This window comes from Paraburkholderia sp. CI3, assembly GCF_050436505.1.
In the GTDB taxonomy this organism is placed as follows: Bacteria; Pseudomonadota; Gammaproteobacteria; order Burkholderiales; family Burkholderiaceae; genus Paraburkholderia; species Paraburkholderia tuberum.
This window is the reverse complement of sequence record NZ_JBNDMI010000003.1, coordinates 221,285-236,183: the sequence shown is the minus strand read 5'-3', so window position 1 is coordinate 236,183 and position 14,899 is coordinate 221,285. Positions and strand designations below refer to the sequence as shown.

Below are 14,899 nucleotides of genomic sequence, written 5' to 3'. Positions count from 1 at the left end.
TAACTTTTACGCGGGCGTCGCCGCACTGCTGGGTTCCGGTGCGGGGGTGTCACTATGGCCGCCACTGCCACTGCCACCGCCGTTGCCGCCATCGTCGCCACCGCCGTCGTCGCCGCCGTTCTTATGACGGCGCGCGAGCCACGAATGAATTCCCGCAAACACGAGCGGCACGAAAAACAGCGTCGATACGGTCGCGAACAGCAACCCGCCGATCACCGCGCGGCCAAGCGGCGCATTCTGCTCGGCGCCCTCGCCGAGACCGAGCGCCATCGGAATCATGCCGATGATCATCGCGAACGCGGTCATCAGCACCGGACGAATCCGGCTCGCGCCGGCTTCGAGCGCGGCCGTGAGCGGCGGCGCGCCGGCCGACAGCCGCTGGCGCGCGAACGCGACCATCAGAATACTGTTCGCGGTCGCGACGCCCATCGTCATGATCGCGCCGGTCAGCGCCGGCACGCTCAGATGGGTGCCGGTCAGGAACAGCATCCACATGATCCCCGCGAGCGCCGCCGGCAACGCGCTGACGATGATCAGCGGATCGACCCACGACTGGAAGTTCACGACGATCAGCAGATACACGAGCACGATCGCCATCGCGACGCCGATGCCGAGCCCAAAGAACGAACTGCGCATCGTCTGTACCTGGCCGCGCACGGTGATCGTGCTGCCGCGTGGCAGCGAGCCGCGCACCTCGTCGACGATCTTGTCGACCTGATTCGCCACGCTGCCGAGATCGCGCTTTTCAACGCTCACATACAGATCGATCACCGGACGGATGTTGTAATGCGTGACTTCCGCGAACTGGCTCTTCGGCGAGATCTGCACGAGGTTGCCGAGCAGTTGCGTCGGCCCGTTCATCGTGGCCGAGACCGGGGTGCGCAACAGTTCGTCGATCGAAGACACCTGGTACTGCGGCGTTTGCACCGCCACCTTGTATTCCACGCCGTTCCTGTTGTTGACCCAGAAGCCCGGCGACGTCTGCGAGCTGCCCGATAACGAAACGAGCACGTTCTGCGCGACGTCGTTCGCGGTCAGGTTCAGTTGTTGCAGGCGGGTACGGTCCATGTGCAGATCGATCACCGGTTCGTCGAGCTTCTGCTGGATATGCGTGTCGACGGTGCCGGGAATCAGTCGCACCTGCTTCAGCAGCTTGCGCGCGACGTCGAGGTTGCCCTGCTGATTCGCGCCCGAAATCTGCACGTCCACCGCGGCAGGCAGGCCGAAGTTCAGGATCTGCGTGACGATATCGGCCGGCTGAAAGAAGAACTCGACGCCCGGGAAACGCTGCGGCAGGATCGCGCGCAGCTTGTCCATGTAGATCTGCGACGGCTTGTGGCCTTCGTTCAACGCAATCTGGATCTCGCCGTCGAGCGTGCCCATCGTGCCCGCATTGCTATACGACAGGTTGATGCCGCTATACGGCAGCCCGAGGTTGTCGAGAATCGTGCCCAACTCCCTGGGCGGCACGACTTCGCGGATCACCTTCTCGACCTCGTCGGCCAGCCGCGCGGTTTCTTCGATACGCGTGCCGGTCGGCGCGCGCATGTGCAGACGGATGTCGCCCGCGTCGACGCTCGGAAAGAAGTCTTCGCCGAGTGCAAAGAACAGGCCCATCGACAGCACGCAGAAACCGAGGAACAGCGCGCCGAACATCTTGCGACGCACGAGCAGGCTGCTCAGGATCATGATGTAAGTCGCGCGCATGCGCTCGAAGCCTGCGTCGAAGCGGTGATACAGACGCATGAACAGATTCGGCTTCGTGCACGCCTTCGGCTTGTGCGCGTGGCCCATCAGCAGCATCGCGAGCGTCGGCACGAGCGTACGCGACAGGATGTACGAAGCGAGCATCGCGAACACCACCGCTTCCGCGAGCGGCACGAATAGATAGCGCGCGACGCCGGTCAGGAAGAACATCGGCACGAACACGATACAGATACACAGTGTCGAGACGAGCGCCGGCACTGCGATTTCGCCGGCGCCGTCGAGAATCGCATCGTGCAGATTCGTGCCCAAGTGCAGGTGCCGCTCGATGTTCTCGATCGTCACGGTCGCGTCGTCCACCAAGATGCCGACCGCGAGCGCGAGGCCGCCCAATGTCATGATGTTGATGGTCTGCCCGAGCGCGTGCAGCACGATCAGCGACGACAGAATGGACAGCGGAATCGAGATCGCGATGATGCAGGTGCTGCGCCAGTTGCCAAGGAACAGCAGGATCATCGCGGCGGTCAGCGCGGCGGCGACCAGCGCTTCGCGCACCACACCCTGCACCGCCGCCTTCACGAACACCGACTGGTCGAACAGCGCGGTGATTTGCAGATCCGGCGGCAGCGTGGCGCGCGCGGCCGGCAAAATGCCTTTCAACGTATCGACGATCGACAGCGTCGACGCGTTGCCGTTCTTCAGCACCGATATCAGCACGCCGCGATGGCCGTTCTGTCGCACGATGTTGGTCTGCGGCGAGAAGCCGTCGCGCACATGCGCGACTTCACGCAGATAGGTCGTCGCGCCGTTGACGGTGCGCACCGGAATGTCGTTGAGACCTTCCAACGTCGGCGGCGACCCGTTCATGTCGATCGTGTATTCCTTCGGCCCGATCTTGGCCGTGCCGGTGGGCAGAATCAGGTTTTGCGCGTTGAACGCGTTGACCACGTCGGCAGGTGTCAGGCCCTTGGCCAGCAGCGCGCGCGTATCGAGGTCGACCGAGATCAGCCGCGATTTGCCGCCATACGGATACGGCACGGCCGCGCCCGGAATCGTCACCAGTTGCGGTCGCAGGAAGTTCAGCGCGGTGTCGTTGAGATCCTGCTCCGAGAGTTTCGGACTCGACAGGCCGAGCTGGATGACTGGAATGCTGGAAGCCGAGTAGCTGATGACCAGCGGCGCGGTGGCGCCCGGCGGCATCTGCTTCAATTGCGCCTGCTCGATGGCGACCGTCTGCGCGATCGCCGTCTGGATGTTCGCGTTCGGCTGCAGAAACACCTTCAGGATCGCGATGCCGGGGAGCGATTGCGATTCGATATGTTCGATGTCGTTGACCGTCGTGGTCAGACTGCGCTCGTTGACCGACGTGATGCGGGTGGCCATGTCTTCGGCCGACAGCCCCGTATACGTCCAGATGATGCTGACGACCGGAATGTTGATATCCGGCAGCACGTCGACGGGCATGGTGAACAGCACGAAGGGCGTCGCCAGCACGATCAGAATTGCCATCACGATGAACGTGTATGGCCGCTTAAGCGCTACGTTGACGATCCACATTGAAACGGGCCAGAGAAAATGCGGGTGGAGGGAGGGATTGAATCTGCGCTTATGCTAGATCGATGGCACCAACGCCTGCATGGCATGAAAATGGCGAAATCGTCAGGAAGCTTGTTGAAAGCAAATGCGCCATTTTTGAAGGCGAAGAGCTCTCGCCGAATTAGCTGCGAATTAGCCGCAAAGCAAACGTTTGTTGAATAAATTTACGCGCAGTTAATGAAACGTTTGCTGATACGCGGTACGTTTTTTGGCCGAAATAGTATGAAACATGCTTTCAGATTGATTCGCAAGACGAGGCGATTTTGCTCCGAGTGGCCATCCCCTTCAACGAAAATAGGCCGGTCAACCTGAATGGTCGACCGGCCTTCATTTGCAGTTATCCGTGTCTTGGTGTCAACGCCCGCGACGCTTATTTGGCGAACAGCGACGACATATCGGCGAACGCCTTGAACTCGAGCGCATTACCCGACGGATCGAGGAAGAACATCGTCGCCTGCTCGCCGACCTCGCCCTTGAAGCGCACATGCGGCTCGATGATGAATTCGATGCCGGCCTTCTGCAGTTTGTCCGCGGCGGCCTGCCATTGCTCCATCGACAGCACCGCGCCGAAGTGGCGCACCGGCACCGCGTCGCCATCCACTGCGCTGGTATGACGGTGACCGACTTCGTCCGGCGCCAGATGCGCGACGATCTGATGACCGTAGAAATTGAAATCGACCCATGCGTCCGAACTGCGCCCTTCCGGGCAGCCGAGCAATTCGCCGTAGAACTCGCGCGCGGCGGCGAGGCTATGAACAGGAAACGCCAGGTGGAACGGCGGCAAAGCGGTTTCGGCAACGCTCATGACAGGAAGACTCGCTGGGGTGGGTGTGAGGATGAATTACGACTGGCACGACTGGCAACCGGTTCAGTTGAAGCAAAGTTTAATCATGAATAAAAATGTTGAGAAACGATATATATTTGACCTGACCATCACCAAAATCGATTGATAGATCATGCTCAGCGAGTTGAAAACCTTGATTGCCGTCAGCCAGTACGGCACGTTCTCCGGCGCGGGCGCGCGCATCGGGCTCACGCAATCGGCCGTCAGCGCGCAGATGCAGCGGCTCGAACAGGAACTCGGCTTTCAGCTGTTCGACCGCACCGGCCGCTCTGCGACGCTCAATGAGGCGGGCCGCGAAACGCTCGCGCTCGCAGAGGAAATGATGACGCTCTATGCGCGGCTCTCCGAGCGCAGCGGCGGCGGCGCCGAAAGCGGCATGCTGCGGGTCGGCGCGATCGCGTCCGCGCAGGTGTCGCTGCTCGCCGACGCGCTCGCGCGCTTTCGCGACGACCGTCCCGGCTGGCGGATTCGCGTGGTTCCGGGCGTGTCGCTGGGGCTGCTCGGCCAGGTCGACTCGGGCGAGCTCGATCTGGCCGTCATCATCAAACCGCCGTTCGCGCTGCCGTCGGAACTCGAATGGCGCACGCTCGTCGCCGAACCGTTCGTGCTGCTCGCGCCGAAACAGCTTGCGCGCGGCGGCCGCTCGTGGCGCGAACTGCTGCGCAGCGAGCCGTTCATCCGCTACGACCGCGCGTCGTTCGGCGGACGGCTCGTCGACCGTTTTCTGCGGCGCGCGCGCCTTGGCGTGCGCGATGCGGTCGAGCTCGACGAATTGCAGGCGATCGTGCAACTGGTCGCGCGCGGCATGGGTGTCGCGCTGATTCCGAATACGGCCGGGCTCGGCAAATGGCCAGCGAGCGTCGTCGCACTCGAACTCGGCGATGCGAGCTTCGAGCGCGAGATCGGGCTCGTGCTGCGGCCGCGGCATAGCCGGCCGGTGGTCGCCGATGCGTTGGCGGAGTGTATTGCGAGCGCGGCGCACGGTTGAGCGCTTTGCACGCCGCATGCATGCTGATCGGCGCGACGGTATTCAGCAGCTACGCGGTGCTGTTTTCGACGGCGTCCGCACGCCGCGTCTATACGGCGATCCGGCGCTGGCTCGATGGCTCGCTCGCGGTGATGTTCGGCATTGCGGGGGTCAAATTGTTGACGTCGAAGAGTTGAGGTGGGTCGGGCGCGTCTGGGTCGCCCGAGGCCGCGCTCTGCGATACTGGCGGTTCGGCTCCATCAACGACGGCTGCTAGCGCACCCACCTACGCAACGATGAACGGCAACGACCACGACGCACCTTCTTCCAACCAACGCTCGCCGCTGCAAAAGCGGCTCTATCTCACCGGCGCCGCGATCCTGGTCGTCAGCCTGATCGCCGCGGTGCTCATCTACGTGAGCGTGCCGCCGCCCGATAGCGCGGTCGCGATGTACGGCATGATCGATCCGCGCTATCAGATCGAGCTACAGCAAATCGGCGGCAACGCGGCAGTGCTGATGGCGCAGTTGCATCAATGGTTCGATAGCTTGTGGCACGGTGCCAGGCTCGCTTATACGGTCGCGGCGCTGGGCGCTGCGCTGGCGGCCGGCTGTTTTTTCATCGGCCGTTTTTTCGCGGACGATTAGTCGCGAGACGCTCGCCGTCAATCGCTCTCACGCCATGACCGAGCTTGCGACGTAGCAACGTCCGCACTTCGCTGTCGCTCAGAATTCCGATGTCGGGCGAAATGTCGTCAATGTCGCCACGAGCGGCGATCCTCATCCGGCCTACGCCATCAATAGCGCTTCATATTCCGCGCGGAACTGGTCGATGGAACTCTCCACCACCGTCACCGCGCCGTCGATCAAACCGCAACGTCCGCTGCCGGGAAGAAGGCGGCACAGGTTCTCCAGTGCATCCAGATCGGCACGCACGCCGCGGCCCGTGTCGAGCCGGTTGAGAAGCCGCATCATCTGAAACGTTCCGCCCTTGCATGGCGGGCACTGGCCGCACGAACCCTGAGCGAAGAAGTTCACGTAGTCCGCGACTTTGCGCACGATGCTGGTGCCTTCCGACACCACGATCATCGCGCCCGTCCCCAGACGCGAACGGCGTTGACGCACCGAGTCGAAGTCCAGTGCAACGTCGAGATCGCGCTTCGTCAGCAGCGTGTTGGATGGGCCGCCCGTGAAGACCGCCTTGAACTCCTTGCCCTGCAGCATGCCGCCGCCGTGCTGGAACACCAGCGTCTCCAGGCTCGTGCCCATCGGCAGTTCGTACAGGCCGGGGCGCAGCACGTCGCCGGAAAGCGAATAGAGCTTGGTTCCGGCGGCGCTCCCCACCCCGAGGTCGCGGTACCACTGCGCGCCGTGGCGCAGAATCCCGGGTACGTGCGCCAGCGTCTCGACGTTGTTGACGATGGTCGGTGCGCCGTGCACGCCCTGCTCTGCCGGGAAAGGCGGTTTGCGCCGCGGAAACGGAAAGCCGCCTTCGACGCTGGCGATCACCGCCGTCTCCTCTCCGCCGATGTACAGCCCCGAGCCAGGCACGACGCCAAGCGACACCGGCGCACCGATCCAACGCTCGATAGCGGCGAATTGCGCGTGCCCCGACCACTGCTTGACCGCCTCGCGAGTCGCGGCGAGAGACCCCGTCTGATGCGGATTCACGTACAAGACGACATGGTTGGCTCGCGTCGCCACCGCGGCAATCAGCGCGCCCTCGATCACCTGATGCGGTGTGTGTTCGAGCAGAAAGCGATCCTTGAAGGTGCCCGGCTCGTCTTCGTTGCCATTGCAAACAACGTACTTGTCGCCGTCAGGGGCGGCCGCGACCGGCGCCCACTTTCGATGCGCGGGGAAGCCAGCGCCTCCCATTCCACGCAGGTCGGCCTGGGCGATCTCGGCGAGGATCGCCCCCGGGTCTTCGAGCGCTTTGGCGAGTCCCTCGCCGCCGCCGCGCGCGAACCACGCATCGAGGTCGGCACCGACGCGGAAATCGTCCCTCATCAAGCACTGATTCAGCAATTGCATCGCGCGCTCCGTGGTTCGCCTCACCGGATGCCGCCGATCACGCGACCGCGTGCGCTCGCGCGCAATCCCGCATCGACTCGCAGATCGAAATGGGCATAGGCGGGAAAGAGCTGCGGCGCCTTCACGTGAAGCGGCAGTCCCGCCAGCGTCAGCTCTCTCTGCCACGCGTGCACGTGACCGATTCCGGCGCGGTTCGCCATCACCCACTCGCTGGATTGCGCGGCCTTCGCGCCGGCACGGCGCCCCATGCTCAGAATGTCGAGCAGCGCGTTACCCATCAAGCGGTTGCGGCCGTGGATGCCGCCCGTCACCTCGCCGACACAGAAAAGGCCGGGGACGTTGGGGGCGCCGTCTTTGTCGATGGCGACGCCGCCGTTCTGGTAGTGGAGCGTGGGATAAACGAGGAACGGCTCCTGCGCCGCGTCGATACCGCATTTGTGCGCGAGATGGCGAAGCGTGACGAGGCGTTTGGCCAGAATGCCCGGATGCTCGATTTCGAGTGTCGGCGTATCGAGGAACACGCCGACCTGGCCGTCGCGCTCGATCCCGCGGCCCTGAGCGCACTCGCGCAGGATCGCCGATGCGACGACGTCGCGCGGCTTGAGTTCGTCCACGAAGCGTTGCCCTTCGCCGTTCAGGAGTCTCGCTCCCGCGGATCGCGCCGCCTCGGAAATCAGACCGCCCGCCAGATGGTGCGGGTAGGCGATGCCGGTGGGATGGTACTGGAACGAGTCGAGCTCGCGCAGGCGCGCGCCGATCCGATAGGCGAGCACCAGACCGTCGGCGGTGGCGCCGTAGTGGTTGGAGGTCGGAAACGAATTCAGGTGCAGTCGCCCCGCGCCGCCGGTGGCGAGGATCACGGCGCGCGCGCGCACCAGCACGAAGGTACGCCATTCGAGGTTGTAGATCACCGCTCCGGCGCAGCCGCCGCGCTCGTCGGACAGCAGTTCGACCACAGGGCAGCGGTTCCACAATTCGATGCCCGGGTCGAGGTCCACCGCCTCGCGCAGCACGCGCATCATTTCGAGGCCGGTATAGTCGCGATACGACAGAATGCGCGCCGCCGATGCGCCTCCGGGCTTCTTGCGCATCAGATTGCCGCCGAGCGGCTGGTCCTCTTCCAGATCGAACATCATGCCGAGCTGGATCAGCCAGCGAATCACATCGGGGCCGTCCATCACCATCTGGGCCACGAGTTCGGGTTCGCCGCAGAAGTGCCCGGCGCGAAGCGTGTCCTCGAAATGCAGTTGCGGGCTGTCATCCTCGCCGATGGCCGCCTGGATTCCGCCTTCGGCCATCACGGTATTGCTGTCGCCGAGGCGCAGCTTGGTGGCGAGAATCACGCGCGCGCCTTGCTGCGCCGCCGTGAGCGCCGCGGCGCAGCCACCACCGCCGCCGCCGATCACCAGCACCTCGGTAGTCATCAGCTGCGCGCCGGCGATATCGACATCATCGATCAGCGCGTTGGCCTGCAGGTGCCGCGCGAGATCGGGCTGACACGGCTCGCCGCGATTGACCCCGACGCTCAGCGTGACGCGCGCATGCGGCCCATGATCGGGGTGATAAGCCTTCAGCAATTCATCGACCGGAACGTCATCGCCGCGGACCGTGGCCGCCATCCCGGGGCGGTAGCGCTGGCGCGCGTTTTCGTAGGGTATGCCGGCGGACATGATGATTCGCCCCGGTCAGCGCGGCGGCTGCGCGCCCGGCGCAGCGAAGTCGATCTTCAGCTCGCCGCTCTCGATCTGCTGCAGCCGTCGCATCAGATTGGCCGGACGCAGCGAAAGCGACGCGATCATCCGGCGCACGAACACACCCAGATGGTTGGGCCGGATATGCTCGGGGCATGCGAGCGTGCACAGGTTGCACATCACGCATTCGTCGAACACCTGGCTCGATGCGGCCAGATTGCCCTCCACCGCCAGGTTCACGCCGCGCTGCACGTCCAGCCCCTTCGGACAGGCGCGATCGCAACCGTTGCAATGACGGCAATGCGATGCTTCGGGGAAGATCTCGGCGATCTTGCTGAGCGCCTGCCAGCTGTCACCGATATCTTCCATTCGATACAGGTGACGTTCCGATTCGGTGAAGTAATCGAGGAAGGCGACCTGCATACCCTCTTCGACGAGGGTCTCGCAAGCGAGCGCGGTGTGGACTTCCTGCTCGCCGTTTCGTCGCACCATCACACGGCACGACCCGCACACGCCCTGCGACATGCAGCCGACACCCTCGACGAGGGTCTGCCCCGCGTGCCCCATGGCCTGCAGAATCGAGCAATTGCCCGGCGCCTGAATCTCGCGCCCTTCGATACTCACGCGAACCATGGCCTCGCACTCTCCTTGCACGCCGTGAACACTTCACTGGCGAACGCGCCGAAAAGGTCATATAAACCTTAGCACAAGGACGGTTATGAGAAAGGGGCATGGCATGAAAACTTTCTGGAAGGCCGTCGCTCCGCTGATCGTGGCGATCGTGATCGCACTGATTCCCGCCCCTCCCGGTCTCGCGCAGCACGCGTGGTATTACTTCGCGATTTTCGCGGGCGTGATCGTCGGGCTGATGCTGGAGCCCATTCCGGGCGCCGCGATCGGTCTCATCGCGGTGACGCTCGTCGCTGTATTCAGCGAGTGGGTGTTCTTCAGTCCCGCACAACTCGCCAAGCCCGGTTTCAACGTCGCGAACGCGGGGCTCAGCTGGGCGCTTTCAGGTTTCTCGAATGGCACGGTGTGGCTGATCTTCGGTGCCTTCATGTTCGCCCTCGGATACGAGAAAACCGGGCTCGGCCGGCGCATTGCATTGATGCTCGTGCGGGCGCTGGGTCGCCGGACCCTCACGCTCGGTTATGCGGTGATGGCGGCGGACGCCGTGATCGCGCCATTTACCCCTTCCAATACGGCCCGCAGCGGCGGGACGATCTTTCCGGTGATTCGCAGTTTGCCGCCGCTTTACGACTCGAAGCCGAACGATCCGTCGGCGCGGCGCATCGGTTCGTACATCATGTGGACCGCTATCGCCACGACCTGCGTGACGAGCTCGATGTTCCTCACCGCGCTCGCACCCAATCTGCTCGCCGTGGAACTCGTCAAGAAAACGGTCGGCATCGACCTCGAATGGACGCAGTGGTTTCTGGCCTTCGCGCCCGCGGGCATCTTGCTGCTGCTGGCCATACCGCTGCTGACCTACGTGCTTTATCCGCCGCAAGTGAAGCGTAGCGCCGAGGTGCCAGCCTGGGCTGCCCAGCAGCTCAAGGAGATGGGGCCGCTCACGAGGCGGGAAATCATGCTCGCCGTGCTGGTGCTGATCGCTCTCGCGCTGTGGGTCTTTGCGGACGACTACGTCAATCCCACGACCGCGGCGCTGATGGTGATCGCGCTGATGCTGATCACCCGGGTGGTGAGCTGGGACGACATGCTCGCCAACAAGCAGGCCTGGAATACCCTCGTTTGGTTCGCGACGCTCGTCGCCCTCGCCGATGGGCTCAGCAGGACCGGCTTCGTCAAATGGTTCGCCGCGACGATATCGACCCACATGACCGGCTTTGCGCCGACGACGGCCGCGATCGTCCTCGTGCTGATCTTTTTCTTCACGCATTACATGTTCGCGAGCATCACCGCCCATGCGACGGCGATGCTGCCGGTCATGCTGGCGGTGGGCTCGACGATTCCCGGCATGCCGATGGAGGCGTTCGCGCTGATGCTCTCGCTGACGTTGGGGATCATGGGGGTCCTGACACCGTATGGAGCGGGGCCGAGCCCTGTGTACTTCGGCAGCGGGTATCTGCCCGCGGGGGATTTCTGGAGACTCGGGCTGATTTTCGGCGTCGTTTATATCGCCGTGTTTCTTCTGATTTGCGCGCCGATCCTGCTTTGAGCTTTGAGGCCGCGCTTGCGCGGCCTCCTGCTTCGAAAGATCGCGACGATTTCCCTCGTTCTTCTAGATATCGAAGTACAGATAAAACTCCCATGGATGCGGACGCAATTTGATGGTGTCGATCTCGCGGCTGCGCTTGTAGTCGATCCAGGTCTGGATCACGTCGTCGGTAAAGACATCGCCTTTGCGCAGGAACGTGTTATCGGTTTCGAGCGCCGCCAGCGCCGCGTCGAGGGAGCCTGGCACCTGCCGTATATTGCGCGCTTCTTCGGGCGGCAGATCGTAGATGTTGCGGTCGAGCGGCTCGCCGGGATCGGTCTTGTTTTCAATGCCGTCGAGGCCGGCCATCAGCATTGCGGCGAAAGCAAGATATGCATTGGCCGACGGGTCCGGACAGCGAAATTCGACGCGCCGGGCGTTCGCCGAATCCGAATACATCGGAATGCGCGCCGCGGCCGACCGGTTGCGCTGCGACATCGCCAGATTGACGGGCGCCTCATATCCGGGTACCAGGCGTTTGTATGAATTCGTCGTCGGCGCGCAGAAGGCCATCAGCGCGGGTGCGTGCTGGAGCAATCCGCCGATGTACCAGCGGCACAGGTCCGAAGTCAGCGCCCAGCCGCCCGCGTCGTAAAAGAGGTTCTGTTCGTCTTTCCACAGGCTCTGGTGACAATGCATGCCGCTCGCATTGTCGGCGAACAGCGGCTTCGGCATGAAGGTTGCGACCTTGCCGTGCCGACGCGCGACGTTCTTGCAGACGTACTTGTAGATCATCACGTTGTCGGCCATGCGGGTCAGCGTCGCAAAGCGCATGTCGATCTCGTTCTGTCCCGCGGTCGCAACTTCGTGGTGATGCACTTCGATCTGTACGCCCGCCTGCTGGAGCGTCAGCGCGATTTCCGAGCGGATCTCCTGCAGCGTGTCATGAGGCGGCACCGGGAAATAGCCCTCCTTGTAGTGCTGCTTGTAGCCGAGGTTGCCACCGCCGTATGCGCCTTCGTCGCGACCGGTGGTCCAGTCGCCCTCGCCCGACTCGACGTAGTAGTAGCCGCAGTGCTGATCCTGGCCGAAGCGGATGGAGTCGAAGATGAAGAATTCGAGCTCCGGCCCGAAATAACACGTCGTCGCGATGCCCGTCTGGCGCAGATAGTTCTCCGCCTTTTTCGCCACGTAGCGCGGATCGCGCGAATACGGCTGCCGCAGCACGGGATCGACGACGTCGCAAATGATCGACAGCGTCGGCGTGCCGCAAGCCGGGTCGACGAAGGCCGTTGCCGGGTCAGGCCGCAGCAGCATGTCGGACTCGTGGATCTCCTGAAAGCCGCGGATCGATGAACCATCGAAACCGATGCCGGCGCTGAACAGGTCGTCGTGAACCTCGGGAAGCGTGATCGAAAAATGCTGCCAGAGTCCGGGCAAGTCGGTGAATTTCAGATCGACGATCTGAATATCGCGCGCTTGCAGCAGGCCGATCACATCGCTTGCGCTTTGTGGTCGCGTGACGCGATAGCTGCCCGCTTCGACGGACGCCGCAAACGGCGATCCGGTGGTTCCTTGCGTACTGGCCATGAACTATGCCCTCTTCCGCCCCATTACCGCCCGTGTACTTATAGTCCAACGTTAGTACGTCCACGCGCGAAAGCAAGGCGGCAGTGCGTGGACCTAGCGGTCTTGCTCCAGTGCCTTCAAATGAGCCTCGCCGGCATCTCTGGCAGCGGCGGAGGTCGCATACGTCTCGTCCGAAACGAGCGAGCGTTTGACCTCACGGGCCGCGAAGTCGACCAGCGTGATTACCCAGACATGCTCGCCACTCTGCTCGGCCGTTTGCACGAACGCGCGCACGTCGCCCTTGTCCTCTGATTTCATCGTGACCTCCTTGTGGAAAAGTCGCGCGGAAAAAGGGGCGCGCGACAATAAAGCCGTTCGCGAGCCGCGGTGCTTTCCTCACGGAGCGCGTAGCTTGATCTTAGGCAATGGAATCGGTCCAATGACAGTTTTCTCGCTTCCGATGCCGAGCACAGCCGATGGGTTCGGCGGTGAAAGCGGCTCGCCCGCATTCATCTAAAGCCCTCATCGAGACCTTGTCGGGAGGCGCGGTTGCGCCGGTCGAGTAACGCGGACGGGCGTTCGACTGGGCGAGCCGTCTCCCCCTAGGGTCTGTTTACATATGGAACGCACGTGCGAATGCCCGCTATCGGCCGTCCCCCAAGGGGACTTCCTTCGGGGCGTCCCCCAAGGGGACTTCCTTCGGGGCGCAGGGCAAGGAGTAAGGAGCGCTGCGTGGCCGCGCCACGTGAGCGACGCGCGACGCCGCCATGCGGCCGATAGCGGGCATTCCCCTGAAATGAAATTCAGAACTGGGGTTGCCGCGAGAAGGGCCGCTCGCTGCGTCATGCTCCTTGCGAATACGTCGAGTATTCGCGGCGTCGCAATCCTTGCGAGCGGCCCTTCTCGCGGCAACGCACGTGCGTTCCATATGTAAACAGACCCCAGGAACCTCAGTCGCGGAAATCGAGCTCATTCAGTTTGCGGCGTGGAACGGCGTTGGCCAGTCCGTCTTGCGAACGAGATGAGCGCCGCCCGAGGCAATTCTTCGACTGAAAGCGCCCACAGCGAATACGCAACGCTGCGCTGGAACAACAAGCCGACAGCAGCCCGAAGCTGCCCCTTGCCCAGCGCGTACACCGAGTCAGTCACGGCGACGGCACCGTGCATCAGAATGCTGGCATGCCGGTAGCATCCCATCATGCAGTCATTGCAGGGTTGCCGTTGATCGGGCAGGCGGTCGAGGTCGAAGACGGAGCCCATCGGCTCAGGCCACGCCTCGCAACGCCAAACATCGAGGTTCCAGTCGATATAAAAGTACTTGCTGCCACCGATGCATGGAACCAGTTGCTGTTCGCCGCGCACGAAACGCGCGACCTCGGCCAGCGCAGCGCTCGGGTCCATGACACGGAAATGCTTCTTGAGGCGCGCGATTGCGCTCAACGCTTCAAGTAGTTCGTCGGCGTTCAGGTCGACGAGTTTCGATTCTTCGTCGTAAACAAGCGATGTAGATCCAAACGCCTCGCGCCGTGGATAGGAAAAAACGACGGCATCGAAGCCAAGGCGGTTGAGCGTCTCAGGAAGCAACTCGTAACGGACCAGTCGGCTCACCGTAATCGATGCGCAGACCTCGATGCCGAAGCTATGGGCCTGACTGATGCCGTCGCGGATGCGGGCCTCGAGACCGCGCAGACCGCGATTGCGCTCATGCTCGCGCATGTCCGCGCTATCGATGGAAATCAGCAGACGCCTGAGGCCGGCCGCCGCCAGTGGCTTGATGTAGCGGGGAAGAAACCAGCCGTTCGTGATCACGCCGCACTGCATGCCGGCCTTGGTGGCCGAAGCCACGAGCGATGCGATCTCGGGATGAACCAGCGGCTCGCCTCCCTGCAGCGTCATGTAACGAATCCGGCGTCTGCGCAGGATCGGCAGTGCGCGCGCGAACTCATCAGGGTCGAGATAGCGACGTGGCCCCGCCAGATTTTTCTCGCGAGAGAACCCGCAGAAGTCGCATGCGGCGTTGCAAACGTTCGTCACCGATACGTCACACACCGCGGGCAGCGGATTGCGCGGTTCGCTGCCGACACCGTCTACATGCCGCTGATCGCGCCACTTGATGATCCGCTCTGTCGTATCCATGGGACCCTCACGGCCTGCCGACGAATTCTGCAAGAAGCTTCATAGAATACGCTCAACGCGCTGCGCGTGATCCATTCTTACGCCAGCCTACGCCCCGCCCCGTGACGGCCAGCGGATGGAAACTCCGCACCGTTGAAGTTAAACAACCGCATAACGGCAACCACGCGCAAATGACGTTGCCTATCATGCGTACCGCGCCGT

11 protein-coding genes and 1 pseudogene are annotated in these 14,899 nt (G+C 63.1%); 4 read left to right on the top strand and 8 right to left on the bottom strand.

Annotated elements, in window-relative coordinates; translation table 11 throughout:
- Positions 1–6: 6 nt before the first annotated feature.
- Together OKW29_RS09950 and OKW29_RS09945 are read right to left on the bottom strand one after the other, a co-directional pair.
- Positions 7–3,261: an efflux RND transporter permease subunit gene (locus OKW29_RS09950; protein WP_429290933.1), complete on the bottom strand. Its 3,255-nt coding sequence runs from the start codon at positions 3,259–3,261 to the stop codon at positions 7–9.
- 409 nt (positions 3,262–3,670) lie between these two features.
- The gene (locus OKW29_RS09945) at positions 3,671–4,105 is read right to left on the bottom strand and encodes a VOC family protein (RefSeq protein ID WP_008918388.1); all 435 of its coding nucleotides are present in this window, start codon (positions 4,103–4,105) and stop codon (positions 3,671–3,673) included.
- Between the two features lie 151 nt (positions 4,106–4,256).
- Here OKW29_RS09945 and OKW29_RS09940 point away from each other — a divergent pair, with 151 nt between their 5' ends.
- The 3 genes and pseudogenes from OKW29_RS09940 to OKW29_RS09930 all read left to right on the top strand — a co-directional run bounded on the left by OKW29_RS09940 (position 4,257) and on the right by OKW29_RS09930 (position 5,758).
- Positions 4,257–5,132: a LysR family transcriptional regulator gene (locus tag OKW29_RS09940; protein ID WP_429290932.1), complete on the top strand. Its 876-nt coding sequence runs from the start codon at positions 4,257–4,259 to the stop codon at positions 5,130–5,132.
- A gap of 17 nt (positions 5,133–5,149) precedes the next feature.
- Positions 5,150–5,308 (top strand): annotated as a pseudogene (locus tag OKW29_RS09935) (LysE family translocator); the annotation flags it as partial.
- Positions 5,309–5,407: 99 nt separating this feature from the next.
- Positions 5,408–5,758, top strand: a complete 351-nt coding sequence (locus OKW29_RS09930) for a hypothetical protein (protein ID WP_184040264.1) — start codon at positions 5,408–5,410, stop codon at positions 5,756–5,758.
- A 141-nt stretch (positions 5,759–5,899) separates the two neighbouring features.
- Here the strand turns inward: OKW29_RS09930 and OKW29_RS09925 are convergent, their stop codons facing one another.
- From OKW29_RS09925 to OKW29_RS09915, 3 genes are read right to left on the bottom strand one after another with little or no spacing between them, the layout of a single operon-like run.
- On the bottom strand, positions 5,900–7,144 hold the full coding sequence (locus OKW29_RS09925) for a complex I 51 kDa subunit family protein (RefSeq protein WP_429290931.1): 1,245 nt from the start codon (positions 7,142–7,144) through the stop codon (positions 5,900–5,902).
- Between the two features lie 20 nt (positions 7,145–7,164).
- Positions 7,165–8,814: an FAD-binding protein gene (locus OKW29_RS09920; protein ID WP_429290930.1), complete on the bottom strand. Its 1,650-nt coding sequence runs from the start codon at positions 8,812–8,814 to the stop codon at positions 7,165–7,167.
- A gap of 15 nt (positions 8,815–8,829) precedes the next feature.
- Positions 8,830–9,468, bottom strand: a complete 639-nt coding sequence (locus tag OKW29_RS09915) for a 4Fe-4S dicluster domain-containing protein (protein ID WP_018424863.1) — start codon at positions 9,466–9,468, stop codon at positions 8,830–8,832.
- 103 nt (positions 9,469–9,571) lie between these two features.
- Between OKW29_RS09915 and OKW29_RS09910 the strand changes: the two genes are divergently transcribed.
- Positions 9,572–11,014 carry an anion permease gene (locus OKW29_RS09910; RefSeq protein ID WP_429290929.1) on the top strand — a complete coding sequence of 481 codons (1,443 nt, stop codon included), beginning with the start codon at positions 9,572–9,574 and terminating at the stop codon, positions 11,012–11,014.
- A 63-nt stretch (positions 11,015–11,077) separates the two neighbouring features.
- Here OKW29_RS09910 and glnA read toward each other — a convergent pair whose 3' ends face one another.
- From glnA to OKW29_RS09895, 3 genes are all read right to left on the bottom strand, one after another.
- Entirely contained in the window at positions 11,078–12,583 is a 1,506-nt protein-coding gene (gene glnA, locus OKW29_RS09905; protein ID WP_429290928.1) for a type I glutamate--ammonia ligase, read from the bottom strand.
- A gap of 93 nt (positions 12,584–12,676) precedes the next feature.
- Entirely contained in the window at positions 12,677–12,880 is a 204-nt protein-coding gene (locus tag OKW29_RS09900) for a hypothetical protein (RefSeq protein ID WP_090806402.1), read from the bottom strand.
- 651 nt (positions 12,881–13,531) lie between these two features.
- A complete protein-coding gene (locus OKW29_RS09895) occupies positions 13,532–14,698 on the bottom strand; it encodes a radical SAM protein (protein WP_429290927.1) in 1,167 nt (388 codons plus the stop codon).
- Positions 14,699–14,899: the final 201 nt, after the last annotated feature.

What these genes read in the sequence shown, in the direction of transcription:
- OKW29_RS09950 (WP_429290933.1), bottom strand. Translation starts at nt 3,261, where the DNA reads ATGTGGATCGTCAACGTAGCGCTTAAGCGGCCATACACGTTCATCGTG.
- OKW29_RS09945 (WP_008918388.1), bottom strand. Translation starts at nt 4,105, where the DNA reads ATGAGCGTTGCCGAAACCGCTTTGCCGCCGTTCCACCTGGCGTTTCCT.
- OKW29_RS09940 (WP_429290932.1), top strand. Translation starts at nt 4,257, where the DNA reads ATGCTCAGCGAGTTGAAAACCTTGATTGCCGTCAGCCAGTACGGCACG.
- OKW29_RS09930 (WP_184040264.1), top strand. Translation starts at nt 5,408, where the DNA reads ATGAACGGCAACGACCACGACGCACCTTCTTCCAACCAACGCTCGCCG.
- OKW29_RS09925 (WP_429290931.1), bottom strand. Translation starts at nt 7,144, where the DNA reads ATGCAATTGCTGAATCAGTGCTTGATGAGGGACGATTTCCGCGTCGGT.
- OKW29_RS09920 (WP_429290930.1), bottom strand. Translation starts at nt 8,814, where the DNA reads ATGTCCGCCGGCATACCCTACGAAAACGCGCGCCAGCGCTACCGCCCC.
- OKW29_RS09915 (WP_018424863.1), bottom strand. Translation starts at nt 9,468, where the DNA reads ATGGTTCGCGTGAGTATCGAAGGGCGCGAGATTCAGGCGCCGGGCAAT.
- OKW29_RS09910 (WP_429290929.1), top strand. Translation starts at nt 9,572, where the DNA reads ATGAAAACTTTCTGGAAGGCCGTCGCTCCGCTGATCGTGGCGATCGTG.
- glnA (WP_429290928.1), bottom strand. Translation starts at nt 12,583, where the DNA reads ATGGCCAGTACGCAAGGAACCACCGGATCGCCGTTTGCGGCGTCCGTC.
- OKW29_RS09900 (WP_090806402.1), bottom strand. Translation starts at nt 12,880, where the DNA reads ATGAAATCAGAGGACAAGGGCGACGTGCGCGCGTTCGTGCAAACGGCC.
- OKW29_RS09895 (WP_429290927.1), bottom strand. Translation starts at nt 14,698, where the DNA reads ATGGATACGACAGAGCGGATCATCAAGTGGCGCGATCAGCGGCATGTA.